This window comes from Janthinobacterium aestuarii, assembly GCF_046113285.1.
In the GTDB taxonomy this organism is placed as follows: domain Bacteria; phylum Pseudomonadota; class Gammaproteobacteria; order Burkholderiales; family Burkholderiaceae_D; genus Janthinobacterium.
On the sequence record NZ_CP142524.1, the window covers coordinates 641075 to 666292 of the forward strand.

Genomic DNA, 25218 nt, shown 5'->3' on the forward strand with positions numbered 1-25218 from the left:
GCTACTATAAGATCCAATTGGAGCGGCCATGCAATGCCATTTTCAAATTTTTCATGATGATGCGTGGCACGATTGCGCATCGCTGACTTTGCTTGAGCCTGCAGGCGGCAATCCACGTACCGCTGCCCTGTTCGAGTATGACCTCGATTATGCCTTCTTCAAGCTTGAGAGTGGGCCTGTCTCGCTGCGTTTTCCCGTCACGGCAGAGATGCAGAAGCTGGCGCAATGGCCAGCCTTTATCTTTGACCTGATTCCCCAGGGAAGCGGACGGACATATCTGCTTGGGCAGCTGCAGCTGGCCGATGGTCCGGCTGCCGATTTTCCTCTGATGTGCGCCGGCGCGTTCAATCCCGTCGGGCGCGTGCGCATTGCCGAGGCCGTGCAGTACTACGCACAACATATGCATCGCCATGACCAGGGCAAGCCGCTGAGCGGCTTTTCACTGGACGAGATCATAGGTCGCGGCGATGCCTTCAATGAGCGCATGCTGATGCATGGCATGCTGGCCGCCGGCAGTCTGGGGGTGCAAGGAGCGGCGCCGAAATATCTGCTGACCACTGACCATGCCGGTCTCTGGCATGCCGATGGCGCCCTGGCGGACCAGGACGCGGCTGCCCATTTCATCGTCAAGCGTCCGCGCGGAAAGACCGCCAGCGACGCCAAGGTATTGCGGAATGAGGCCGCATACATGACTGTGGCGCGCGCGGTGGGCTTGCGCACCGAAGGCCAGTTGCGCTACCAGGACGATACTTTGTTCATTCCCCGTTTTGACCGCCGCATCCTCGATGGAAAAGTGCTGCGACTGCATCAGGAAAGCGCCGCTTCGCTGGCAGGTATCGTCGGCTTTGAAGCCACGCCCAGCCAGTTCGACCTATTGCAGGCGCTGCGCGCCGTCGTCAGCGACAAGACTGCGGAAACCATCGAATTTCTCAAACGCGATATCTTGAACCTGGCCATGCGCAATACCGATAATCACGCACGCAATACGGCGGTGCAGCAAATTGGTGCCGAGGTGCGCCTCACGCCGCTGTTCGATTTTGCACCGATGTACCTGGACCCGGATGGCATACCACGCGCGGCGCGCTGGTATCACCCGGATACCAAAAACGAGCTGCATGACTGGACGACGATACTGGCTACGATCGGCATGCCGGACGTGGAGCGCCAGCAGATCCGCCTCGCGCTATACGGATTTTCCCAGCACCTGGTTGCGCTGGAACAGCATATGCGGGAGGCTGGCGTGGATGATGACATCATTGCTTTCCTCCGGCCACATATCGCCGGGCAGATCGAACAGCTCAAGGCATTGGGAGAGCACTGACATGGCGCGTACGAAAAAGACCGTTGACAAGGAAGAGTTGCGGCAGCGCAGGGCAGTGCTTTACGAAGCCATTGAAGCAGGAGCCGTCACGCTACAGCATGCCGTCAAGGAAATGCGCGCCATCTCGCGCATGACGCAGGCAGAGTTTGCGACGCATCGGGGCGTGAGCACGAAGGTTATCAAGGAGATCGAGAGCGGCAAGGGCAACCCGACCATCCAGACGCTGAACCGTATCGGGCAATTCTTTGGCCTGGAGGTGGCCTTTGTACGGACAGAAACGCTGCGCGAAAAAAAAATCGTCCCGGCGAGTGCCGGGGCGATATCACCTCAATAGACTAGATCAGAAGCAGTGTTCCAGCGCCGGGAAGCTGCCGTCCTTGACGGCTTTGACATAGCCGGTGACGGCGTCGTCGATGCTGGCCGCGCCTTCCATGAAGTTGCGCACGAAGCGCGCCTTGCGGCCTGGGAAGACGCCCAGCATGTCGTGCATGACGAGGACCTGGCCCGAGCAGTCTGGGCCGGCGCCGATGCCGATGGTGGGAATCGTCAGCATGTCGGTCACTTCCTTGCCCAGCTGCGACGGCATGGCTTCCATCAGCACGATGGCGGCGCCCGCGTTTTGCAGCACCAGTGCGTCGTTTTTCAGCTCGGCGGCGCTTTCCGTGCTCTTGCCCTGCACCTTATAGCCGCCCAGCTGGTGCACGAATTGCGGCGTCAGGCCGATGTGGGCGCAGATGGGGATGCCGCGCTCGGTGAGGAAACGGACGGTCTCGGCCAGCCAGGCGCCGCCTTCGATCTTGATCATGTGCGCGCCCGCCTGCATCAGGATGACGGCGTTGGCGTAAGCCGTTTCAGGCGTGCCGTATGCGCCGAACGGCAGGTCGGACAGGATCATGGCCGACTTGCTGCCGCGCGCGACGGAAGCCGTGTGGTAAGCCAGTTCGGCCACGGTGACGGGCAGGGTGGAGTTCAGGCCGTTGCAGACCATGCCGAGCGAATCGCCGATCAGCAGGATTTCCACGCCGCAGCGGTCCATCAGCGACGCGAAGCTGGCGTCATAGCAGGTCAGCATGGAGATCTTTTCGCCGGCGGCGCGCAACGTGGCCAGGGTATGGATGGTCACGGCCTTGTTGGCGACAGGCTTGGATGGCGCCGGCGCCGGTGTGGCGGCCTTGTCTTTTGCGGCCAGATCTGTTCCTTGCAAATAAGCGGACATAGGTATTCTCTAGAGTGAAAGGGGGGTGATGCTATTGCGACGCCGCTAGTGTAGTACTTTATAGGGCGGCGTGCAGGGGCGGCATTGTAGAGCAATGCCGCGCGGCGCTCAGAGCTGGCTGATGGCCTGGTCTGCCACGCCCGCCAGGTAGCCTTGCGCCGGGCCGAGGCCGGGCACGGCGATGGCCGGCGCCAGGGCCAGCAGCGGCACCAGCACGAAGGCGCGCTCGGTGAGGCGCGGATGCGGTACCGTCAGGGTGGCGCTGGCGATCTGTGCATCGCCGTACAGCAGCAAGTCCAGGTCCAGGGTGCGCGGGGCGTTGCGGTAGGGCCGTTCGCGCCCGTGCGCCGCCTCGATGGCGTGCAGGGCCAGCAGCAGTTCCTCCGCCGGCAGGGTGGTCGCGATGCGCGCCACGGCGTTGATGTAGTCGTCGCCGCTGGAATCGATGGGTGCCGTGCGGTAGCTGGCCGAGGCGTCCAGCAAGCTGGCGCCGGGCAGGTGCGCCAGACGCGCGATCGCCTCCTGCACATTCGCGCGCGCGTCGCCCAGGTTGGCGCCGATGCCGATGTAAGCGATCACTGACATTATTCGCCGCTGCTGCTGCCGGTGGTGGTGCTTCCTCCGCCTGTGCCCGTCTTGCTGCGCGTGCTGCGGCGCGGCGGGCGCTTCTTCTTGACGGCGCCCGGCGCGGCATTGGCGCTGACGAGCAGCGCTTCGCGCGTTTCCTCGTCGCCTTCATAAAAGGCCGTCCACCATTCGCCGATGTCCGCGTCGATCTCGCCCGAGGCGCAGCGCAGCAGCAGGAAGTCGTAGCCGGCGCGGAAGCGCAGGTGCTCGAGCAGTTTGTACGGCGCCTTGCCGACCCGGCGCTCGAAGCGGGGCTGCATCGACCAGATGTCGCGCATGTCGGAACCGATCTTGCGCTGCAAGGCCAGTTTTTCCGTCTGCGAATCGAGCACGTCGTCGGCCGCCAGGTGCAGCGCGGGAATCGTCGACTCGCCGGCGGCGCGGTAGGCCGTCCATTTTTCCAGCACCTGGTGCCACAGCAGCGAGGCAAACAGGAAGCCCGGCGAGACGGTCTTGCCGGCGGCGATGCGCTGGTCCGTGGCGTCCAGCGCCAGGGTGACGAATTTCGCGCCCAGCGGCTGTTCCAGCACCACGTCGAGCAGCGGCAGCAGGCCGTGATGCAAGCCTTCCTTGCGCAGCTGCTGCAGGCAGGCCAGCGCGTGGCCGCTCATCAGCAGTTTCAGCATTTCATCGAACACGCGCGGCGCCGGCACGTTGTTGATCAGCGGCGCCATGACGGGAATCGGCGCGGCCGTGTGCGGCTCGATGGTGAATTTCAGCTTGGCGGCGAAGCGCACCACACGCAGCATGCGCACGGGGTCTTCGCGGTAGCGCTCTTCCGGCTTGCCGATCATGCGCAAGGTCTTGGCGCGGATGTCTTCCACGCCGCCGTGGTAATCGAGCACTTCCTGCGTGGCCGGGTTGTAGTACATGGCGTTGATGGTGAAGTCGCGGCGCAGCGCGTCTTCGTGCTGCAAACCGAAGGTGTTGTCGCGCAGGACGCGGCCATGTTCATCCTTGGGCGCCGAATCGGCGCCGGCGCCGCGGAAGGTCGTCACTTCCAGCAAATCCTGGCCGAACATCACGTGCACGATCTGGAAGCGCTTGCCGATGATGAAGGCGCGGCGGAACAAGCGCTTGACCTGTTCCGGCGTGGCGTTGGTGGCGATGTCGAAGTCCTTGGGTTTGACGCCCAGCAGCAGGTCGCGCACGGCGCCGCCGACGACAAAGGCCTCGAAGCCCGCTTCCTGCAGGCTGCTGGTGACGCGGATGGCATTCGACGATACCAGTTTCGGATCGATTCCGTGTTGCGCAGGACCGAGCACGATGGGTGCCGTGGTGTCGCGCGCTGCCTCTTTTTTAACGCCGAGGATCTTGCGGATGAATTTTTTAATCATTGAATAAGTGGAGTGATGGCCAGCCGTGGAGGGATGCGTGTGCGCTCAAAGCGGTGTTGGGATTGGTCGCGACCGGGTGGGTCACGACCGACAGCAAGGGAATATCGTTGTGCGAATCGCTGTAAAAATAGCTGCGCTCGAACTGCCCCAGTTCCTTGCCCATCTTTTCCAGCCAGGCGTGGGTGTGGGTCAGCTTGCCCGCGCCCAGGGTCGGCGTGCCCAGCAGCTTGCCGGTGACATTGCCTGCGTCGTCATATTCGGGCATGGCAGCCAGCAGGTGCTCGACGCCCAGTGCATCGGCGATGGGTTTGGTGATGAAATGGTTGGTGGCCGTGACGATGGCCAGCAGGTCGCCCGCGTCCTGGTGCTGTTTCAGCAGGGCAACGACTTCCGGGCGGATGGCCGGCAAGACCACTTCGGCCATGAACTGGCGGTGCAGCGCTTCGAGGCGTTCGCGCGGGAATTGCGCCAGGGTGCCGAGCGAGAATTCCAGGTACTCCACCGGATCGAGCGTGCCGGCCTGGTATTGCGCGAAAAATTCGTCGTTGCGGCGGGTGAATTCGGCGGCGTCCACGGCACCGATGCGTACCAGGAATTCGCCCCACTCGTGATCCGAGTCGATGGGCAGCAGGGTGTGGTCGAGGTCAAACAGGGCCAGATTCATCATTCTTTCGCTTCCGCCTGCAGCAACTCGCGCAACAATGGCAAGGTGATCGGGCGTTGGGTTTCCAGGGAGTAGAGGTCGAGAGAGTCCAGCATCGTCGACAGCGAACGCATGTCGCGCCGGAAATGGGACAGCAGATAGGGTAACACGCCGGGCGACAAGGTCAAGCCGCGGGTGGTGGCCGCCTGGGTCAGGGCGGCGATTTTTTCATCGTCCGTCAAGCCGTGGATCTGGTAGATCAGGCCCCAGCCCATGCGCGTGCGCAAATCTTCGCGCACGGGCAGCACGGCCGGCGGCACGGCGCCGCTGCACACCATGAACGCCTTGTTGGCGCGGATTTCATTGAACAGGGCAAAAGCGTCGATCTGCGCCAGCGGCGACAGCTTTTCGCAGTCGTCGAGCAGGTACAGGTCCACGTCGGGCGAATACACGAATTCGGACTCGATCGAGAATGGCGAAATGTAGCGCGCGCGCTCGGTGCTGGCCAGTGCCTTGAGCAGGTGGCTCTTGCCGGCGGCCAGTTCGCCCCACAGGTAGGCAAAATGTTCGCGCGACGTGCGCGCGGCGAACTGGCGCATCAGCTGCGCCACTTCGGCATTCTGTCCCACCTCGAAGGTATCGAGGCTGTGCGCCTGGTCTGTGCCTAAATCGAGCACCAGTTGTTTCATGGCGTACGCCTTGTCCTGTTTTTCATTACTGCATGTGCATCGTGGTATTGCTAGGTTGATATGATATCCGCTTTTACTAGGTATTATAGAAGCTGCTGGAGAGGTAGTGGCGTCTTAGATGCTTAAAAGCGACCATCAGGACGGCAGAAGCGGGTAAAGCGAGCAAAACGCCGACGAAACCGAACAATTGTCCGAAAGCCAATAAGGCGAAGATCACGGCCAGCGGGTTCAGGCCGATGCGCTCGCCCACCAGGCGCGGCGTGAGGAAAAAGCCCTCGATGACCTGGCCGCAGCCATAGATGACGGCCACGGCGATGACGCCGCTCCAGTCGGCAAACTGCAGCAGGGCGGCGATCAGCGCCAGCATCAGGCCCAGGCCGAAGCCCAGGTAGGGGATGAACACCAGCAAGCCCGTGATGATGCCCACAGGCAATGCGACTTCAAAACCGGCGATGGCCAGCGCCACCGAGTAATAGGTCGCCAGCACCAGCATCACGAGCAACTGGCCGCGCAGGTATTGCGCCAGCAGGGTGTCGACTTCCTGCGCCATGCCCACCGTACGGCCGACCCAGCGGCGCGGCACGGCGCCGGCGATGCGCGCCAGCATGGGATGCCAGTCCAGCAACAGATAGAACAGCACCACGGGAATCAAGACGACGGTGGCCAGCCAGCCCAGCACGGCCGTGCCGCCGATGCGGGCCGAGGCGAGTACCGTGCTCCAGATTTCATCGCCGCTGGTGGCCATCTGCTGGCTCAGCATGCGTTTGATGCCCGTGCCGTCCAGGCGTACGCGGATGCCCAGGTCGCGCAGTTTCGGCGCCAGGAACTCGTTCGCCTTGCTCAGGAATTGCGGAATCTGCGCCTGCAGCAGCGGGATTTCCTTTTGCAACACAGGCACGACGATCAGCACGAGCGCCGTGATGGCGAGGAAAAACAACACTACGACGACCAGCACGGCCAGCGGACGGGGCACGTAAAAGCGCCGGTAATGCAGGCGCTGCAAGCGGTCCACGCCGGGATTGAGCACGTAGGCGAGGATGGCGGCGGCCAGGAAGGGCGTCAGGATGGGGCCCAGGCTGACGAGCAGCAGCAAGAATGCCAGCCAGACCGCGATCCAAAATGCTGTTTGCTTCTGTTCGGCGGTGATGGCGAATGGCATGTAGTTTGTGCTGTTGCGTTAAAAAAAGGCAGTTAATTACGAAATGGCGGGGCAGTTTGATAAAATAGCGTCTTGATCGACCGAATTCACCCGCTGGCGCCCTGCCGCACGATGTTGAAAAACATGCTTGCGCGCGCGTGCCGGCGGGTATCCGCCTTCTATTTTACCGCCTCCGCTGCCACCACACCATGAACCAGACTTCTAATGTTTCCCTTTCCTACCGTGACGCTGGCGTCGATATCGACGCAGGCGACGCTTTAGTCGAAGCAATCAAGCCGTTTGCCAAGCGCACCCTGCGCGAAGGCGTGATGGGCGGCCTGGGCGGTTTTGGCGCCATGTTTGAAATCAGCAAGAAGTACAAGGAACCGGTGCTGGTCTCGGGCACCGACGGCGTGGGCACGAAATTGCGCCTGGCGTTCGAACTGAACCGCCACGACACGGTCGGCATCGACCTCGTCGCCATGAGCGTCAACGACATCCTCGTGCAAGGCGCCGAACCGCTGTTCTTCCTCGATTATTTTGCCTGCGGCAAGCTGGACGTGGCCATCGCCACCGACGTCATCAAGGGCATCGCCCAGGGTTGCGAACAAGCGGGTTGCGCGCTGATCGGCGGCGAAACGGCGGAAATGCCGAGCATGTACCCGGCCGGCGAATACGACCTGGCAGGTTTTGCCGTCGGCGCCGTGGAAAAATCGAAAATCATCGACGGCACCAAGATCGCCCCGGGCGACGTGGTGCTGGGCCTGGCCTCGTCGGGCGTGCACTCGAACGGTTACTCGCTGGTGCGCAAGATCATCGAAGTGGCGAAGCCGGACCTGGAAGGCGACTTCCACGGCCGTAAACTCGCCGACGTGCTGATGCAGCCGACGCGCATCTACGTCAAGCCGTTGCTGGCGCTGATGGACGCTATGGAAGTGAAGGGCATGGTGCACATCACCGGCGGCGGCCTGGTGGAAAACATCCCGCGCGTGCTGCAGCCTGGCCTGGTGGCCGAACTGGACTCGAAGGCATGGACCATGCCGCCGCTGTTCACGTGGCTGCAACAGCACGGCGGCGTGGCTGACGCCGAGATGCACCGCGTCTTCAACTGCGGCATCGGCATGACCGTCATCGTTTCGCAGGAAAACGCGGACGCCGCCATTGCCCAGCTGCAAGCGGCCGGCGAAACCGTCTCGCGCATCGGCACCATCCGCGCCCGCGTGGGCGACGAGCACCAGACGATCGTGATCTAAGTTTCAGCACGCATGGAAAAGGCAGGCGCTCGGAAGAGGCCTGCCTTTTTTACGCCCGGATGTCTTACCGCGCGTGCGCCGTCTTCATGCGGCCGTCCGGTTGCGAGCCGCCCTTGCCGATCATGGCCACGCTGACGGCCGAGACGAGGGAGGCGAACAGGATGTAGCCGACGATGTGCCACGGCTCGCCATTGCCCGTCTTGAGCAGGTAGGTGGCGATGATGGGCGTCAGGCCGCTGGCGAAGATGCCGGAGAACTGGTACACGAAGGAGATGCCCGTGTAGCGCACCCTGGCGTCGAACAGGTCGCAGAAGAGGGCCGCCTCCGGGCCGTACACGGCCGAATACAGCACGCCCAGCGGGATGATCACGGAACACCACAGCAGCAGCGGATTGCCGGCGTGGTGCAGCATGATCCAGAAGGCGGGGATGGCCGACACGCCCGTGATCAGGGAGCCCCGGAAGAACACCTTGCTGCGGCCGATGCGGTCCGACAGGCGGCCGAAGAAGGGGATGCAGAAGCACATCACGACGGCCGACGCCATCACGCCCATCAGCGCTTCCGTGCGGTCTATCTTGATGGTGTTGGTCAGATAGGTGATGGAAAACACGCCGAAGATATTGAAGAACACGCCGTCGATATAGCGCGCGCCCATGCCTTTTAATACATTGCCCGGATAGCGCTTCAGCAGGTCGAAGAATGGAATCTGCGTCTCCGCGTTCTTTTCCTTGACGGCCTGGAACTCGGGTGTTTCCATCACGTTCAGACGTATCCACATGCCGATGAAGACGAGGGCCGCCGACAGGATGAAGGCCACGCGCCAGCCCCAGGACAGGAATTGCGCGTCCGTCAGGCTGTACGACAGGATGGCCACCACGCCGGAGGCGAGGCACAGGCCGATGGCCAGGCCGATCTGCGGCAGGCTGGCGTAGAAGCCGCGCTCTTTTGGGGGCGCATATTCATACGCCATCAGCACGGCGCCGCCCCATTCGCCGCCGAGGCCGATGCCTTGCAGCACGCGAAGGAACAGCAGCAGGCCCGGCGCCCAGTAGCCGATGTGGTCATAGGTGGGCAGCACGCCGATCAGGAAAGTGGAGATGCCCATGATCATCAGGGTCATGACCAGCATGCTTTTGCGGCCGATCTTGTCGCCGAAGTGGCCGAAGATCACGCCGCCGATGGGACGCGACAGAAAGCCCACGGCGAAGGTGCCGTAGGCCAGCATGGTCGAGACGAGCGGATCGCCGCCCGGGAAATACAGTTTGCTGAACACGATGCCGGCGACGACGCCGTATAAAAAGAAGTCGTACCACTCGATGGTGGCGCCGATCACGCTGGCCATCACGACTTTCCGCAGCTCTTGGGCTTTTTTCGGATTGCTGGGATTGTTGTCCATATCTAGTCTCCAATCGATATCGATTATGTGTTTGATGCCTGGCTTGTCGCCGGGTCATTGGAGGCGGGGCCGCCTGCCCGCCGCTGACATCCTCCTTGTCGGGAATGGAATGGGTGGGTCAGGCTGCCTGCGGCAGCCGCACGGCGTCCGCCAGGATCATGTCGGCCGCTTTTTCGGCGATCATGATGGTGGGCGCGTTCGTATTGCCCGAGACGATTTCCGGCATGATCGACGCGTCGACCACGCGCAGGTTCTGCATGCCGTGCACGCGCAGGCGCTCGTCGACGACGGCCATGGCGTCGTGGCCCATCTTGCAGGTGCCGCTCGGGTGATAGATCGACTGGCTGAAGCGGCGCGCCGCATCCAGCAGCTGCGCATCCGTCTCGAACTGCGGGCCGGGCACGAACTCTGAAATGATGTGCGGTGCCAGCGACGGCGCGGCGGCGATCCTGCGGGCCACGCGCAGGGCGGCAATCGCCGTTTGCTGGTCGCGCGGGTCGGACAGGTAATTGGGATAAATGCCAGGGTAGGCGAGGGGATCGGCGGACTTGATCGACACGTGGCCGCGGCTGTGCGGACGCAGCTGGCACACGGACGACGTAAACGCGGAAAACGGATGCGCGCCTTCGCCCGGCTTGTCGGCGCTCAGCGGCTGCATGTGGAACTGGATGTCGGGCCGCTCCACTTCGGGCGAGGATCGGGTAAATACCGTCACCTGGCTGGCTGCCAGAGTGAGGGGGCCGGAGCGGGAAAACACATATTGCATGCCCACCCACAGCTTGCCCCACAGGCTGTTGACTTCATCGTTCAGGGTTTTCAGGCGCGTCTTGAAGACGAGGCGGATTTGCAGATGGTCTTGCAGGTTCTGTCCCACGCCGGGCAAGTCGTGCACGAGCGGCACGCCCACTTGCTCGAGCAGCGTGCGTGGCCCGACGCCCGAGCATTGCAGGATTTGCGGCGAGCCGATGGCGCCCGCGCATAAAATCACTTCGCCGCTGGCGCGCGCCTGGCGCAGCTGGCCATCCTGCCGGAACTCGATGCCGACGGCGCGCTTGCCCTCGAACAGCACGCGCGTGATTTGCGCGCGCACTTCCACGCGCAGATTGGCGCGCTTGCGGGCGGGCCGCAAAAAGGCTTTGGCTGTGCTCCAGCGCAAGCCCTTGCTGGCCGTCTGCTGGAAGTAGCCGACGCCTTCCTGCGTGGCGCCGTTGTAGTCGGCATTGAAGGGGATGCCGCTTTCCGTGGCGCCGGCGATGAAGTGTTCTGCGATGGGACGGCGCAGCCGCAGGTCCGACACTTTTAACGGGCCGCCCACGCCGTGGTAATCGCTGGCGCCGCGTTCCTGGTCTTCCGATTTTTTAAAGTAGGGCAGCACCTCGGCATAGCTCCAGCCTGCGTTGCCCAGTTCGGCCCAGCGGTCGTAATCCTCTTTCTGTCCGCGCACATACAGCAAGCCGTTGAGCGAGCTGGAGCCGCCCAGGACCTTGCCGCGTGGCCATTGCAACTGGCGCCCGGCGATGCCGGCGTCCGCTTCCGTACGGTAGCACCAGTCCAGCTTCGGGTCGTGCATGGTCTTGAAATAGCCGACCGGCACGTGTATCCAGGGATTGTTGTCCTTGCCGCCAGCTTCCAGCAGCAATACCCGGTGGTTGCTGTCGTGCGACAGGCGGTTGGCCAGCACGCAGCCGGCGGAACCGGCGCCGACGACGATGTAATCGTAGTGTGTTTGCAACATGGTGCTTGTCTCCTGCGTTGCGGTATCAGCTTGCCTCGGCGGGCGTTTTTTGCGATACACTGGTCTTTATTGATTATTTTTGGAACGTCTGGTTCCATTTATAAAAGACGCGCAGCACCGGGACAAGCGGAAACCGCCGCATACGCGAGAGGTGAAACAGAACATGCATGATGCGTTTCAAAAACGGCAGGCCGAGGCCGAAGAAGATAGCCCGGCGGGTGGAGCGGTTGGGGCCGGCGCGGCGGCCAGCCATGGCGACGAGGCGCGCGGCTTGCGCGTGCTGCGCCTGATCGAGCACCTGGCCAGCGCCAGCCAGCCCCTGACCCTGTCGCAGCTGGCGGCGCGCATGCAGGTGCCCAAGGCCAGCATGATGCGCCTGCTCGATACCCTGGAACAACATGGCTATGTGCTGCGCACGCCCGTGGGACGCGGCTATGTACCGGGTGCCGCATCGACCAACCTGGCGCTGGCGACCTTGCGCAACAATGCCCTGATCCGCGTGAGCCGCAGCATCCTGGGCAGCCTGGTGGCGGCCACGGGCGAGACGTGCAATCTGGCCATTCCCGAGAGCAATGCGATCGTCTACGTGGACCGCGTGGAAACGCAGGAACCGCTGCGCCTGCACCTGGTGCTGGGCACGCGCGCGCCCATGCATTGCACGGCCAGCGGCAAGCTGTTTTTGGCGCACATGAGTTTGCTGGAGCGGCGCGCATTGCTGGCCATGCTAAACCTGCAGGCGCGCACGCCGAAAAGCATCACGGATCCCGTGCTGCTCGAGCGCGAGATCGTGCGCATCGCGCGGCTGGGCATCGGCATCGACGACGAGGAATTCGTGCACGGCATGGTGGCCGTGGCCGTGCCCATCTGCGCGGCGGACGGGCGCATCGTGGCGGCCGTCGCCTGCCACGCGCCCGTGGCGAGAAAGTCCGTGGAGCAGCTGATGCAGCACATGCCAGAGCTCAAGGAAGCGGCCGTGAAACTGCGGCCGCTGCTGCTGGCAGAAACGGTTCACAACACCTAACAAAACCGTAGCGAGCGGATGTGAATCGTGACCGAGACGCGCAGCTGTGCTGGGCACGGGGCCGCCGAGGCAGTGAGCATCGCAGGCCGCGACGCGCGACGCGCAGTAGGTTTGGTCAGGTGTTTAAGGTTTCAGGACCTTCGCCACCTTGGCCGCCCGCAGGCGGAATGCATCGGGCATGCCCGAACCCAGCAGCGGGCGCAGATACAGGCGGAAAGCATCGGTCACGTCCGTGCCGCTGGCGCTGATGAACTCGTCTTCCATGGTGCGCGTCTTGCCCGCGACCTCGGTCAGCGGCAGCAGTTCGTAGTCGACGGAATAAAAGCCCGTGCGCTTGATGGCGACGGAGCCGTCGCGGTCGCCCCACATGGCGAACTGCACGGCCTTCTCGCCCACTTCGCGGGCTTCGCGCTGGTCGACGTCGGAAACGCAGCCGATGAAGGAGCGCTGCAGATAGCCGAAGGTATCGCCGCGCACGCGCTTGATGCCGAGCTTGGCCTTGATTTCGTCGCACAGCAGGTCGGCCAGCGCGCCCGTGCCCGACAATTGCACATTGCCGTGCGCATCGCGTTCCACCTCATTGCCCACCTGCCTGGCCAGCAGGCTGGCGATCGGCTCGCCCGATGCATCGTGGATGCCTTCCGACACGGCGATCACGCAACGGCCATACTTTTCATAGGTGGCCTTCACGTCGGCAAGGAATTGCTCCAGCACGAAGACGCGCTCGGGCAGGTAGATCAGGTGCGGGCCATCGTCGGGGAACTTCTTGCCCAGCGCCGAGGCGGCCGTCAGAAAGCCCGCATGGCGGCCCATCACCACGCCCACATAGACGCCGGGCAAGGCCGCGTTGTCGAGGTTGGCACCGGCGAACGCTTGCGCGACGAAGCGCGCGGCCGAGGGAAAGCCGGGCGTGTGGTCGCTGCCCACCAGGTCGTTGTCGATGGTTTTCGGGATGTGGATGCAGCGCAGCGGATAGCCGGCCTTGTGCGCTTCCTCGCTGACGATGCGCACCGTGTCGGACGAGTCGTTGCCGCCGATGTAAAAGAAGTGCTCGATTTCGTGCGCGCGCAGCACTTCGAAGATTTGCTGGCAGTAGGCGATGTCGGGCTTGTCGCGCGTGGAACCGAGCGCCGAGGACGGCGTGGCGGCCACCAGTTCCAGGTTGTGGCTGGTTTCCTGCGTCAGATCGACGAACTCTTCATTGATGATGCCGCGCACGCCATGCAGGGCGCCATACACGCGCGTGACGTGCTGAAAACGCCGCGATTCGAGCACCACGCCCACCAGCGACTGGTTGATGACGGCGGTGGGGCCGCCTCCCTGGGCAACAAGAATTTTTCCAGACGGCATGGGATCTCCTCGTAAATAAAGCGGCCCTCCAGCCTACTCCTTTTTTAGCGGGACGCTGTCTTTTCCCTATGCCGCAAGGGGAATTGATCTGGCGGGCCGGCCTGCCTATTCATTCCGGCGCCCGGATATGCTCGACCAGTCCCCTGCTGCGCCGTCCCGGCGCCGGCGTCAGCCAGCTGACGAGGATGGCGGCGGCCAGGCCGGCCGGCACGCCGAAGATGCCGGCGGAAATCGGTGCGATATGGAACCATTGTCCGCTGGCATTGCCTCCCAGCATGGTGCTCGTATGCAGCATGTAGTACAGGCAGACGCCAAAACCCGTCAGCATGCCGGCCAGCGCGCCCTGGTAATTGGCGCGTTGCCAGAAGACACCGAGCACCAGCGGCGGGAACAGGGTCGAGGCGGCCAGGGAGAAGGCTACGCCCACCAGCGACAAAATGTCGGCCGGCTTTTGCGAGGCCGCATAGGCGGCGATGAAGGCCACGGCCAGCAGCAGCAGTTTGGAAATCGTCACGCGCTTTTGCGTCGAGGCGCTGGGATCGACCACCTTGTAATAGACGTCGTGCGACAGGGCGTTCGAGATGGCCAGCAGCAAGCCGTCGGCCGTCGACAGGGCGGCGGCCAGGCCGCCGGCCGCCACCAGGCCGGAAATCACATAGGGCAGGCCGGCGATCTCGGGCGTGGCCAGCACCAGCACGTCGGCGTCGATGGAAATTTCCGCCAGTTGCACGATGCCGTCGCGGTTGACGTCGACGATGCTGATCAGGGGACTGAGCTTGTCCACGTTGGCCCAGTACGATACCCAGGTGGGCAGGTTCGCGTATTGCGTGCCCACCAGGGCCGAGTAAATATCGTACTTGACCAGCACGGCCAGCGCGGGAATCGTGAGATAGATCAACAGGATGAAGAACAGGGTCCAGAACACGGAGACGCGCGTTTCGTGCACGGACGGCGTGGTGTACGATCGCATGAGGATGTGGGGCAGGGCGGCCGTGCCCAGCATCATGCAAAACACGAGGGCCAGGAAATTGTTGCGCTTGATATCGGATTGCTCGCGGTCGGCGGCGGGAAACGGTTGCGCGTGCGGAATGATCGGCTCGGCGCGTTTCTGGTTTTGCGCCTGCATGGCCTGCCACAGCACGCGTGCCTCGTCGGGGCTTTTGGGATAGGCGATCAGGTAGCGCTCCGCGTTGCGGATGTCAAACAGCGAGGTATTGCGCTGGCGCAAACTGTCGAGCTGGCGCTGGGCCGCCAGGCGGCCTTGCTCCCAGGAGCCGGGCAAGCCGTCGATGCGCGCCTGGTAGCTTTGCGCGCGCTGGCGGAAGATGGCCCGCACTTCGTTTTCTTTCGGGTCCGTTTCCAGCACGTGTTCGCGCGCGCTTAGTTGCGGCAGCACCTTGCCGTAGGCGATCTGCGGCACGGGATTGTCCGCATGCTTGACCGACAGCCACATGGCGGGAATCAGAAAGGCGACGAGGATGATGATGTACTGCGCCACCTGCGTCCAGGTGATGGCGCGCATGCCGCCCAGAAAGGAGCAGACGAGGATGCTGGCCAGGCCCAGGAAGATGCCGACGGAAAAATCCACGCCCGTGAAGCGCGAGGCGATCAGGCCGACGGCGTAGATCTGCGCCACGACATAGGTAAACGACACGATGATGGTGGCGGCCACGGCCACCACGCGCACGCTGGCGCCCCGCTTGTCGGTGCCGCTGCCGTAGCGGGCGGCGAGGAAATCGGGAATCGTGTATTGGCTGAACTTGCGCAGGTAGGGGGCGATCAATAGCGCCACCAGGCAATAGCCGCCCGTCCAGCCCATGATGAAGGCCAGGCCGTCGAAGCCGTTCAGGTACAGGCCGCCCGCCAGGCTGATGAAGCTGGCGGCCGAAATCCAGTCGGCGGCCGTGGCCATGCCGTTGAACATGGCCGGCACCCGGCGCCCCGCCACATAGTATTCGGTGACGTTCGAGGTGCGGCTGATGACGCCGATGGTGGCGTACAGCGTGATGGTGACGAGCATGAACAGGTAGCCGATCCACGCGCGCGGCATGCCTTCCTGTTCCAGTACCGACAGGGCCAGCAGGAAGGCGGCGAAACCGGCGGTAAACAGCAGGTAGTAGCGGCACAGGCGCGCAAAGAAGCTGCGCTGGCCGCTCATGCTTGCTCCTCGGCATGGAATTCCCGGTCCAGGCGCCGCATGCGCCAGGCATACAAGGCGATGATGGCCAGGTAGACGAGCGAGGCGCCCTGGGCCGCCATGTAGAAGGGCAGGGGCCAGCCGAACAGGTTCAGGTGCAAGAGCTCGCGCGCATAGAACACGGTCAGGAAGCCCGTCAGTAGCCAGACCAGCAGCAGGATGGCCGTCAGGCGCCGCGTCTTGCGCCAGTGCACATCGCGGCGCGCCTGCAGCTCGGGGCCGGGCGCGCGCGCGGGCTGCAGTGGCGCTGCGGGAAGGCTGGGCTTATCCATACGTGATGTCATCCTCTTCTGGCGCTTCCGGCAACAGCAGGGCGATGCTCAGGCGCAGCAGGGTGCCTGGCAGCTTGGGCGAAGTGGCGCGCGGATTGTTAAAAATATCGACTTCGGCGCCATGCTGCTGCGCAATCTCGCGCACGATGGCCAGGCCCAGGCCGCTACCGTCGACATTGCTGCCAAGAATGCGGTAAAAGCGCTCGAACACGTGGGCCCGTTCTGCCGGCGCAATGCCGGGCCCCGTATCTTCCACTTCCAGGATGGCCAGTTCCAGGGTGCTGCGCACGCGCACCGTGACGCTGCCGCCAGCTGGCGTGTAGCGCAAGGCATTGTCGATCAGATTGCTCAGCAGCTCGCGCAGCATCATGGCATTGCCGGAAATCATGATCGAATAGGCGGGCTGTTCGAAGCCCAGGTCGATATGCTGGGCAAACGAGGCTTGCACCCAGTCCTGCACCACGCCGCGCGCCAGTTCGCTCAGTTCGATCGGCTCGAACGCCGTGCCCGCCTGCGGCTGGTTTTCCGCGCGTGCCAGGGCCAGCAGCTGGTTGACCAGGCGCGTGGCCGCTTCCGAGCTTTTCGCCAGCTGCAGCAGCGAGCGGTGAATCTCGTCGTGGTCGGTCTGGCGCAGGGCCAGCTCCGATTGCATGCGCATGCCGGCCAGCGGCGTCTTCATCTGGTGCGCCGCATCGGCGATGAAGCGTTTCTGCATGTCGATCGACAGCGACAGGCGCGCCAGCATCTCGTTGAGCGAACCGACCAGCGGCGTGATTTCCTCGGGCACCTGGCCCGATTCGATGGGAGATAAATCGTCGGGCGGCCGGGCGCGTATGCGTTCCTGCAATTGCGCCAGCGGCGACAGCCCGCGCGCCAGGGCGAACCAGACCAGGGCCAGGATCACGGGCAGGATGATGAACTGCGGCAAAATCACGCCCTTGATGATTTCATTGGCCAGCTGGGCGCGCTTTTCCAGCGTCTCGGCCACTTGCACCAGCGCGCGGTGCGGATCATCGTCGTTGCCGGCAGGAATATCGAGATAGCTGAACGCCACGCGCACGGGCGTGCCGTGGATGGTGTCGTTGCGAAACAGCACCATGCCGCTGCGGTATTTGTCGGGGTCCTGCGGCGGCGGCAAGTCGCGGTCGCCGTCGAGGTATTCGCCGCGCGGACCCACCACCAGGTAATACAGGGTATCGACGTCATCGCCGCGCAGGAAGTCGCGGCCCTTGTTATTGCTGTTCTTGTCCGGCACGCGGCGCAGCAGCGCGCCGTCGGCCTGCTTGACCTGTTGCGTCAGCACGGTGACGCTGTCTTCCAGCGCATGGTCGAAGGGCTGATTGGCGATGCCCTTGGCCACCAGATAGGTGATGGCGATGCTCATCGGCCACAGCAGCAGCAGGGGCGCCAGCATCCAGTCGAGGATTTCGCCGAACAGCGAATGCTCGATGGTGTCGTCCTGCTCCGTCGTGGGCGGCTCGAACCAGTCGTCGTCGCCCGGCTCGTCCGCTGGCGCCTCGCGCGCCTTCACTTGCTGGCGGACCCGCTGGCCGGGGCTGCCAACTCGCCCGCTTCGGCGTTCAGGCGCGCCGCTTCCGAGTATTTTTCCAGGCAATAGCCAAGGCCGCGCACGGTGGCAATGCGCACGCCGCCCACCTCGATCTTCTTGCGCAGGCGGTGCACATACACTTCGATGGCGTTGTTCGACACTTCCTCGCCCCATTCGCACAGGTGGTCGACCAGCTGCTCTTTCGAGACGAGGCGGCCGGTGCGGCCCAGCAGGATTTCCAGCAAGCCCAGTTCGCGCGCCGACAGGTCGAGCATCTGGTCGTTGATGTAGGCGCTGCGCCCCACCTGGTCGTAGCTGAGGGGACCATGCTTGATGATGGTGGCGCCGCCGCCGGCGCCGCGGCGCGTCAGGGCGCGCACTCTTGCCTCCAGTTCCGACAGGGCGAACGGCTTGGCCATATAATCATCGGCACCGAGGTCGAGGCCATTCACGCGTTGTTCGATGGAATCGGCGGCCGTCAGGATCAGCACGGGCAGCAGCGAGGCGCGCGCGCGCAGGCGGCGCAGCACTTCCAGGCCGGACATCTTCGGCAGGCCCAGGTCGAGGATCAGCAGGTCGAATTCCTGGGTGGACAGGGCCGTATCGGCTTCCTGCCCATTTTTGACGCAGTCGATGGCATAGCCCGACTGGCGCAGCGAACGGGTCAGGCCATCGGCCAGTACGCTGTCATCTTCGGCAAGTAAAATACGCATGGTGAGACTTCCTCGGCTTGCGGCATAGAAGCTTGTATTGTGTTTCATTTCCCGCAAGGTGGCGAGTTTTTGTGAAAAACCAGGCTTGTATTGATCTGTTTCAAAACAAATCCACGTTCCGCTTGCATTGATCACTGTTTTTTTATACAGTACTGTCTGTGTAAAGAATTTAACCCACTGGCGCTATCGCAGGCTGCACGGTTCACGTAGATGCGTCACGTGAATCCGCAACTGTAGAACGGCTGAAAGAACATATGGACGATAAAAAAGCTGTAGTACCCGCATCGGAAAAAGCCAAGGCGCTCGCCGCCGCACTGGCGCAGATCGAGAAGCAGTTTGGCAAAGGTTCGGTCATGCGCATGGATGCCAGCGCACCGATCGAAGAAGTGCAAGTCGTGTCGACCGGTTCGCTCGGCCTCGATATCGCGCTGGGCGTGGGCGGCTTGCCGCGCGGCCGCGTGGTGGAAATCTACGGTCCGGAATCGTCGGGTAAAACCACGCTGACCCTGCAAACCATCGCCGAAATGCAAAAACTGGGCGGCACCTGCGCCTTTATCGATGCCGAGCACGCGCTCGACGTCGGTTACGCGCAAAAGCTGGGCGTGAACCTGCATGAATTGCTGATCTCGCAACCGGACACGGGCGAGCAGGCACTGGAAATCTGCGACGCCCTCGTGCGTTCGGGCAGCGTCGACCTCGTCGTCATCGACTCCGTGGCCGCACTGACGCCACGCGCCGAGATCGAAGGCGACATGGGCGATTCCCTGCCAGGTTTGCAGGCGCGCCTGATGTCGCAAGCGCTGCGCAAGCTGACCGGTTCCATCAACCGCACGAATACCCTGGTCATCTTCATCAACCAGATCCGCATGAAGATCGGCGTGATGTTCGGTAGCCCTGAAACGACCACGGGCGGCAATGCGCTGAAATTCTACGCCTCCGTGCGCCTGGACATCCGCCGCACCGGCTCGATCAAGTCCGGCGATGAAGTGATCGGCAACGAAACCAAGGTCAAGGTCGTCAAGAACAAGATCGCGCCGCCGTTCAAGGAAGCGCACTTCGACATTCTGTACGGCGCCGGCACCTCGCGCGAAGGCGAAATCCTGGACCTGGGCTCGGATGCCAAGATCGTGGAAAAATCCGGTTCGTGGTACAGCTACAACGGCGAACGCATCGGCCAGGGCAAGGACAACGCCCGTGCCTTCCTGCAAGAGCGTCCGGCGCTGGCCCGCGAAATCGAAAACAAGGTCCGCGCTTCGCTGGGCGTGCGCGAACTGCCGCCGCTGGCCGCTGAAAAGCCGGAAAAAGCGGATAAGGCCGCCGACAAGGCTGCCAAGGCTGCGGAAACCAAGGCAGAGTAGGTCGGATTAGCGCGGCAAAGCCGCGCGTAATCCGACAACACCACAGACATCAACAATGTTGTCGGATCAGACGTCAACAATGTTGTCGGATTACGGCCCAAGGGGCCTAATCCGACCTACGCATGGCTTGTTGCAAGGTGTGACCATGATCGCCGTCCCGCGCTGTTGCGCCGGGCGGCGATTGTGTTTGGGTGATGTGATTGTGGAATGAAAGACAAGGTGGGTGTATGGCCGCAGTACAACTAAGCCTGAAGGGCAGGGCGCTACGCTTTCTGTCGATGCGCGAACACAGCCGCATGGAATTGCGGCGCAAGCTGCAGCGCCATGCGCAGGAAGGCGACGACGTGGAAGCCTTGCTCGACAGCCTGGAACAAGCCAACTGGCTGTCGCAGGAGCGCTTTTCCGAGTCGCTGATCCACCGCCGCTCGGCCCGTTTCGGCAACAGCCGCATCATGGCGGAACTGCAAAGCCATGGCATCGGGGGCGAAGCGTTGCAGGAACTCAAGGCGGGCCTGGCCGAAGGGGAAGTGGCGCGCGCCTGCGAGGTGTGGCGCCGCAAGTTTGGTCAGGTGGCGCAGGATGCCGAGCAGCGCAACAAGCAGATGCGTTTTTTGATGCAGCGCGGTTTTTCGCAGCGCGCCGTGCAGGTGGCCTTGAAGGGGCTGGATCCCGACGAGGAATAGCTCATCCAGGGCTGCCCGGCCGCCACGCCGTGACGCCAAGAACTGCGCTTTCAAACATCGTCTGATTCCAGTATGGTGACGCCGCGTGATCGGGTATGCTGGCGCTCGAACGCTGTGCGATGCGCGCAGCACCACTGATCGTGACAGGATGCAAGATGAGCAACTGGAATGCCGGCTATGTGGCCGAAATCGCCTATACCTATGGCTATTACGAAGAATTGAACCCTCTGCGCCTGCGCCTGCCCTTGCTGGCCGCCGGCCTGGCCTTGCCGGCCAGCGGCACGGCTTGCGAGCTGGGCTTTGGCCAGGGCATCAGCGCCAACATCCATGCGGCGGCGTCCGCCACGCGCTGGCATGGCAATGATTTCAATCCGTCCCAGGCCGCCTTTGCGCAGGAGCTGGCCAACGTGGCCGACGCTGGCGCGCAGTTCACGGATGAATCGTTCGCGCAGTTTTGTTGCCGCGACGACTTGCCCGATTTTGACTTTATCTGCCTGCACGGGATCTGGAGCTGGGTTTCGGCGGAAAATCGCGCGCTCATCGTCGACTTCCTGCGGCGCAAGCTGAAGGTGGGCGGTGTCGTCTTCATCAGCTACAACACGCAGCCAGGCTGGGCCGCAATGATGCCGATGCGCGACTTGCTGGCCGAACATAGCCGCGTCATGAGCGCCCCGGGCCAGGGCGTGCTGGCCAGAGTCGCTGGCGCCATCGATTTCGTCGACAGGATGATCGCCACGCAACCGCGCTACCTGGACGCCAACCCGCAACTGGCGGACCGCTTCGAAAAACTCAAGGCGATGGATGGACATTATCTTGCCCATGAGTATTTCAATGCCGATTGGCAGCCTATGGCCTTTTCCAGCGTCGCGGCCATGCTGGGCGAGGCCAAGCTCGAGTTCGCCGCGTCCGCCAACTATACCGCTCTGGTCGACATGCTGAACCTGACGGCTGAGCACCAGCAGTTCCTGGCCGAGATACCCGATCCCATTTTTCGCGAGACGACGCGCTCCTTCCTCGTCAACGAGCAATTCCGCAGGGATTACTGGGTCAAGGGCGCACGCAGGCTGACGCCGTTCGCCCAGGCCAGTGCCTTGCGGGCCGTGCGCGTGATGCTGGCCGTGCCCCGCGACGAAGTGGTGTTGAGCGTGCATGGCGTGCTGGGCGACGCCGATATGGACGAGCGCGTCTATGCGCCCGTGCTGGACGCCATGGCTGACCATCGCGTGTACACGATAGGCGAACTGGAGCAGCAACTGGCTGGCAGCGAAGCCAGTCTGGCGGCCTTGCTGCAGATCATGCTGGTACTGGCCAGCAAGGGCAGCGTGTCTGCCGTCCAGGACGAGGCCGGCATCGCCGCTGCGCGGCCGCAGACGGCACGCCTGAATGCACACTTGCTGGAGCAGGCGCTGGCAAGAACCGATTTGCACATCCTCGCCAGCCCCCTGACGGGCGGCGGCGTGGTTGTATCGCATTTACAACAGCTCTTCCTGTGGGCGAAACTGCAAGGTTGTCCAACGCCGCAAGACTGGGTGCGCACGACGTGGCCCGTGCTGCTGCGCCTGAAGCAGCTGATGACGAAGGATGGGCAGCCCTTGTTGACGGAAGAGGAAAACCTGGCCGAATTGTTGGCGCAGGCACAGTATTTTTCCGCGCGCATCTTGCCTGTTTTACGCGCACTGGGTGTGACTGACTGAGGTACGGTGCCGGCCAGCCTGCCGGTGCCGGCAAGCCTGCTGCCAAGTTATTTGAATTGCGAATGATCGTCATTGATTTTGCGATTTTCGTTAATGATTTGCGGCGGGCGGCACAAGCAATAAAAAATTATGTTGCGGCGCAACTAGCGCCCTGTGTGCTACACTTTTAGGGTTTTTGCGGCGCCGCAGGTGCGGTTGCTGTTCGTAGAAGCTGCGAACAGAGTGCTTTAGGCACATGGCTGCTTACTAATTATGGCCGCGCAAGCGGCATCGGTCTTATGCCCCTGTCAACTCCCGTATCCCGGCGCGCCCTACGGCACTCCCGCGTTATCGACGTCCAAGCGTATATGCGCGACGACGGCCTGTGGGATATTGACGCCCATATCACCGATATCAAAAGCTATGACGCGACCCTGGCCTCCGGCCCCCGTCCCGCCGGCGCCCCTCTGCATGACCTCCATTTACGCATTACCGTCGATCGCGCACTGACCATTGTCGAGGCCGAAGCTGCCTCCGATGCCGTGCCCTATCCCGGTTTTTGCGATACCATCGGCCCCGCTTACAGGGCGCTGATCGGATTGAATTTATTGAAGAATTTCCGCCGCGACTTGAAACAGCGCCTGGCGGGAATCGCCGGCTGTACCCATTTGACCGAACTGGCGCAAGTCTTGCCGACTGCGACGGTTCAGGCATTTGCCGGCGATGTCTGGTCGACCCGTGACGGTGCGAATGCTGACTTATCGCATGAAAAGCCGTTTCAACTCGACAAATGCCACGCCCTGCGCACCGATGGCGGGGCGGTTGCACAGTATTACCCGCGCTGGGTAGCCAAAGCGTGACCCCGGCGCTGTATTTCCTGTTTTTTTGCACCACTAACCGTATTTTTACACATCAGTATCAGAAGGGAAGCCAGCATGAAAATCCATGAGTATCAAGCCAAAGAAATCCTCCGGCAGCACGGAGTGACGGTACCACGCGGTATTCCGTGCATGTCCGTCGAAGAAGCCGTCAAGGCTGCGGAAACCCTGGGCGGCCCGGTATGGGTTGTCAAGGCGCAGATCCACGCAGGTGGCCGCGGCAAGGGCGGCGGCGTGAAAGTGGCAAAATCGATGGAACAGGTCAAGGAATACGCTGACCAGATCATGGGCATGCAGCTGATCACGCACCAGACCAGCGCCGAAGGCCAGAAAGTCAACCGCCTGCTGGTGGAAGAAGGCGCCGACATCAAGCAGGAACTGTACGTTTCGCTGGTCACCGACCGCGTTACCCAGAAAATCGTCCTGATGGCATCGTCCGAAGGCGGCATGGACATCGAAGAAGTGGCCGAGAGCCACCCTGAGAAGATCCACCACGTCACCATCGATCCGGGCGTTGGCCTGACCGATGCCCAGGCAGACGACATCGCCGCCAAGATCGGCGTGCCTGCCGGTTCCATCGCCGACGCGCGCGCCAACCTGCAAGGCCTGTACAAAGCCTACTGGGAAACCGACTGCTCGCTGGCCGAAATCAACCCGCTGATCGTCACCGGCAGCGGCAAGGTCATCGCCCTGGACGCCAAGTTCAACTTTGACCCGAACGCCCTGTTCCGTCATCCGGAAATCGTCGCCCTGCGCGACCTGGACGAAGAAGATCCAGCTGAAATCGAAGCGTCGAAATTCGACCTGGCCTACATTTCGCTCGACGGCAACATCGGTTGCCTGGTGAATGGCGCCGGCCTGGCCATGGCCACCATGGACACGATTAAACTGTTCGGCGGCGAGCCAGCCAACTTCCTGGACGTCGGCGGCGGCGCCACGGCAGAAAAAGTGACCGAAGCGTTCAAGATCATGCTGAAAAACCCAGGCCTGAAAGCCATCCTGGTGAACATTTTCGGCGGCATCATGCGTTGCGACGTGATCGCTGAAGGCGTCATCGCCGCAGTGAAAGCCGTTTCGCTGAACGTACCGCTGGTCGTGCGCATGAAGGGCACCAACGAAGACCTGGGCAAAAAGATGCTGGCCGATTCCGGTCTGCCTATCATCGCAGCCGACACCATGGAAGATGCAGCCAAGAGCGTCGTTGCCGCTGCTGCCGGTCAAGCTTAATTAAGGAATCAACATGTCCATTCTGATCAATAAAGATACCAAAGTCGTTACCCAAGGGATCACCGGCAAGACCGGCCAGTTCCATACCCGCGGTTGCCGCGACTACGCGAACGGCAAAGCTGCCTTCGTGGCAGGCGTGAACCCGAAGAAAGCCGGCGAAGATTTCGAAGGCATTCCTATTTTCGCTAACGTTACCGAAGCGAAAAAAGAAACCGGCGCCAACGTTTCCGTGATCTACGTGCCGCCAGCAGGCGCGGCAGCGGCGATCTGGGAAGCTGTCGAAGCTGAAATGGATCTGGCCATTTGCATCACCGAAGGCATTCCTGTCCGCGACATGATGGCCCTGAAAGACCGCATGGCTAAAGCCAACAGCAAAACCTTGCTGCTGGGCCCTAACTGCCCAGGCCTGATCACGCCAGACGAAATCAAGATCGGCATCATGCCAGGTCACATCCACAAGAAGGGCCGTATCGGCGTCGTTTCCCGTTCGGGCACCCTGACCTATGAAGCAGTGGGTCAGCTGACCGCACTGGGCCTGGGCCAATCGTCGGCAGTCGGCATCGGCGGCGACCCGATCAACGGTCTGAAGCACATCGACATCATGAAGATGTTCAATGATGATCCAGATACCGACGCGGTCATCATGATCGGCGAAATCGGCGGTCCGGACGAAGCCAACGCGGCTTATTGGATCAAAGACAACATGAAAAAACCGGTCGTCGGCTTCATCGCTGGCGTAACGGCTCCTCCAGGCAAGCGCATGGGCCACGCCGGCGCGCTGATCTCGGGCGGTGCCGATACGGCGCAAGCCAAGCTGGAAATCATGGAAGCTTGCGGCATCACCGTGACCAAAAACCCGTCGGAAATGGCGCGTCTGCTGAAAGCCATGCTGTAATTTCAGCCTGATTCATGCAGTATAAAAAAAGGAGCTTCGGCTCCTTT

At 62.5% G+C, this 25218-nt stretch carries 23 protein-coding genes; 10 read left to right on the plus strand and 13 right to left on the minus strand.

The annotated features are described in order from the left end of the window. Positions 1–28: 28 nt before the first annotated feature. Positions 29–1321, plus strand: a complete 1293-nt coding sequence (locus OX462_RS02870) for a type II toxin-antitoxin system HipA family toxin (protein ID WP_254679545.1) — start codon at positions 29–31, stop codon at positions 1319–1321. Between the two features lies 1 nt (position 1322). Beyond that, positions 1323–1655 carry a helix-turn-helix transcriptional regulator gene (locus OX462_RS02875; RefSeq protein WP_409027731.1) on the plus strand — a complete coding sequence of 111 codons (333 nt, stop codon included), beginning with the start codon at positions 1323–1325 and terminating at the stop codon, positions 1653–1655. 6 nt (positions 1656–1661) lie between these two features. On the opposite strand, the gene panB is transcribed toward OX462_RS02875, so the two are convergent. From panB to OX462_RS02905, 6 genes are all read right to left on the minus strand, one after another. Then, the gene (panB, locus tag OX462_RS02880; RefSeq protein WP_175445216.1) at positions 1662–2537 is read right to left on the minus strand and encodes a 3-methyl-2-oxobutanoate hydroxymethyltransferase; all 876 of its coding nucleotides are present in this window, start codon (positions 2535–2537) and stop codon (positions 1662–1664) included. Between the two features lie 108 nt (positions 2538–2645). After that, positions 2646–3122 carry a 2-amino-4-hydroxy-6-hydroxymethyldihydropteridine diphosphokinase gene (gene folK / locus OX462_RS02885; RefSeq protein WP_409027732.1) on the minus strand — a complete coding sequence of 159 codons (477 nt, stop codon included), beginning with the start codon at positions 3120–3122 and terminating at the stop codon, positions 2646–2648. After that, positions 3122–4501 carry a polynucleotide adenylyltransferase PcnB gene (pcnB, locus tag OX462_RS02890; protein ID WP_230501830.1) on the minus strand — a complete coding sequence of 460 codons (1380 nt, stop codon included), beginning with the start codon at positions 4499–4501 and terminating at the stop codon, positions 3122–3124. The genes folK and pcnB overlap by 1 nt, the downstream gene beginning before the upstream one ends. Beyond that, positions 4494–5165, minus strand: a complete 672-nt coding sequence (locus OX462_RS02895; protein ID WP_070220747.1) for a histidinol-phosphatase — start codon at positions 5163–5165, stop codon at positions 4494–4496. Before OX462_RS02895 ends, pcnB begins: the two co-directional genes overlap by 8 nt. Further along, positions 5165–5833 carry a DnaA regulatory inactivator Hda gene (gene hda / locus OX462_RS02900; protein WP_058048421.1) on the minus strand — a complete coding sequence of 223 codons (669 nt, stop codon included), beginning with the start codon at positions 5831–5833 and terminating at the stop codon, positions 5165–5167. The genes OX462_RS02895 and hda overlap by 1 nt, the downstream gene beginning before the upstream one ends. A 76-nt stretch (positions 5834–5909) precedes the next feature. Continuing rightward, positions 5910–6992 (minus strand): AI-2E family transporter, encoded by a 1083-nt coding sequence (locus tag OX462_RS02905; protein WP_326458754.1) that lies wholly within the window; start codon positions 6990–6992, stop codon positions 5910–5912. Between the two features lie 188 nt (positions 6993–7180). Between OX462_RS02905 and purM the strand changes: the two genes are divergently transcribed. After that, positions 7181–8224 (plus strand): phosphoribosylformylglycinamidine cyclo-ligase, encoded by a 1044-nt coding sequence (gene purM, locus OX462_RS02910; protein WP_034788683.1) that lies wholly within the window; start codon positions 7181–7183, stop codon positions 8222–8224. 64 nt (positions 8225–8288) lie between these two features. Here purM and OX462_RS02915 read toward each other — a convergent pair whose 3' ends face one another. Then, on the minus strand, positions 8289–9620 hold the full coding sequence (locus OX462_RS02915; RefSeq protein WP_409027733.1) for an MFS transporter: 1332 nt from the start codon (positions 9618–9620) through the stop codon (positions 8289–8291). A gap of 118 nt (positions 9621–9738) precedes the next feature. Further along, complete coding sequence (locus OX462_RS02920; protein WP_409027734.1) at positions 9739–11355, minus strand: GMC family oxidoreductase; 1617 nt, start codon at positions 11353–11355, stop codon at positions 9739–9741. Between the two features lie 163 nt (positions 11356–11518). Here OX462_RS02920 and OX462_RS02925 point away from each other — a divergent pair, with 163 nt between their 5' ends. After that, positions 11519–12376 carry an IclR family transcriptional regulator gene (locus OX462_RS02925; protein ID WP_409027735.1) on the plus strand — a complete coding sequence of 286 codons (858 nt, stop codon included), beginning with the start codon at positions 11519–11521 and terminating at the stop codon, positions 12374–12376. 123 nt (positions 12377–12499) lie between these two features. Here OX462_RS02925 and OX462_RS02930 read toward each other — a convergent pair whose 3' ends face one another. The 5 genes from OX462_RS02930 to OX462_RS02950 all read right to left on the minus strand — a co-directional run bounded on the left by OX462_RS02930 (position 12500) and on the right by OX462_RS02950 (position 18457). After that, on the minus strand, positions 12500–13726 hold the full coding sequence (locus tag OX462_RS02930; RefSeq protein WP_070290904.1) for a 6-phosphofructokinase: 1227 nt from the start codon (positions 13724–13726) through the stop codon (positions 12500–12502). A gap of 109 nt (positions 13727–13835) precedes the next feature. Beyond that, positions 13836–15884, minus strand: coding sequence for a sodium:solute symporter family protein (locus OX462_RS02935; protein ID WP_070311680.1), 2049 nt, complete (start codon positions 15882–15884; stop codon positions 13836–13838). Then, positions 15881–16195: a DUF4212 domain-containing protein gene (locus tag OX462_RS02940; protein WP_409027736.1), complete on the minus strand. Its 315-nt coding sequence runs from the start codon at positions 16193–16195 to the stop codon at positions 15881–15883. Before OX462_RS02940 ends, OX462_RS02935 begins: the two co-directional genes overlap by 4 nt. After that, positions 16188–17726 (minus strand): sensor histidine kinase, encoded by a 1539-nt coding sequence (locus OX462_RS02945; RefSeq protein ID WP_409027737.1) that lies wholly within the window; start codon positions 17724–17726, stop codon positions 16188–16190. Before OX462_RS02945 ends, OX462_RS02940 begins: the two co-directional genes overlap by 8 nt. Further along, on the minus strand, positions 17723–18457 hold the full coding sequence (locus tag OX462_RS02950; RefSeq protein WP_409027738.1) for a response regulator: 735 nt from the start codon (positions 18455–18457) through the stop codon (positions 17723–17725). The genes OX462_RS02945 and OX462_RS02950 overlap by 4 nt, the downstream gene beginning before the upstream one ends. A 254-nt stretch (positions 18458–18711) precedes the next feature. Here OX462_RS02950 and recA point away from each other — a divergent pair, with 254 nt between their 5' ends. The 6 genes from recA to sucD all read left to right on the plus strand — a co-directional run bounded on the left by recA (position 18712) and on the right by sucD (position 25171). Then, a complete protein-coding gene (gene recA, locus OX462_RS02955) occupies positions 18712–19815 on the plus strand; it encodes a recombinase RecA (RefSeq protein ID WP_070220389.1) in 1104 nt (367 codons plus the stop codon). Between the two features lie 227 nt (positions 19816–20042). Further along, a complete protein-coding gene (gene recX / locus OX462_RS02960; RefSeq protein ID WP_034788658.1) occupies positions 20043–20498 on the plus strand; it encodes a recombination regulator RecX in 456 nt (151 codons plus the stop codon). A gap of 155 nt (positions 20499–20653) precedes the next feature. Then, positions 20654–22192 (plus strand): methyltransferase regulatory domain-containing protein, encoded by a 1539-nt coding sequence (locus OX462_RS02965; protein ID WP_409027739.1) that lies wholly within the window; start codon positions 20654–20656, stop codon positions 22190–22192. Between the two features lie 278 nt (positions 22193–22470). Continuing rightward, on the plus strand, positions 22471–23031 hold the full coding sequence (locus OX462_RS02970; RefSeq protein ID WP_070220385.1) for a DUF2889 domain-containing protein: 561 nt from the start codon (positions 22471–22473) through the stop codon (positions 23029–23031). A gap of 75 nt (positions 23032–23106) precedes the next feature. Further along, the gene (gene sucC, locus OX462_RS02975; RefSeq protein ID WP_070220383.1) at positions 23107–24276 is read left to right on the plus strand and encodes an ADP-forming succinate--CoA ligase subunit beta; all 1170 of its coding nucleotides are present in this window, start codon (positions 23107–23109) and stop codon (positions 24274–24276) included. Between the two features lie 13 nt (positions 24277–24289). After that, complete coding sequence (gene sucD, locus OX462_RS02980) at positions 24290–25171, plus strand: succinate--CoA ligase subunit alpha (RefSeq protein WP_034746085.1); 882 nt, start codon at positions 24290–24292, stop codon at positions 25169–25171. The last annotated feature ends 47 nt before the right edge of the window (positions 25172–25218 follow it).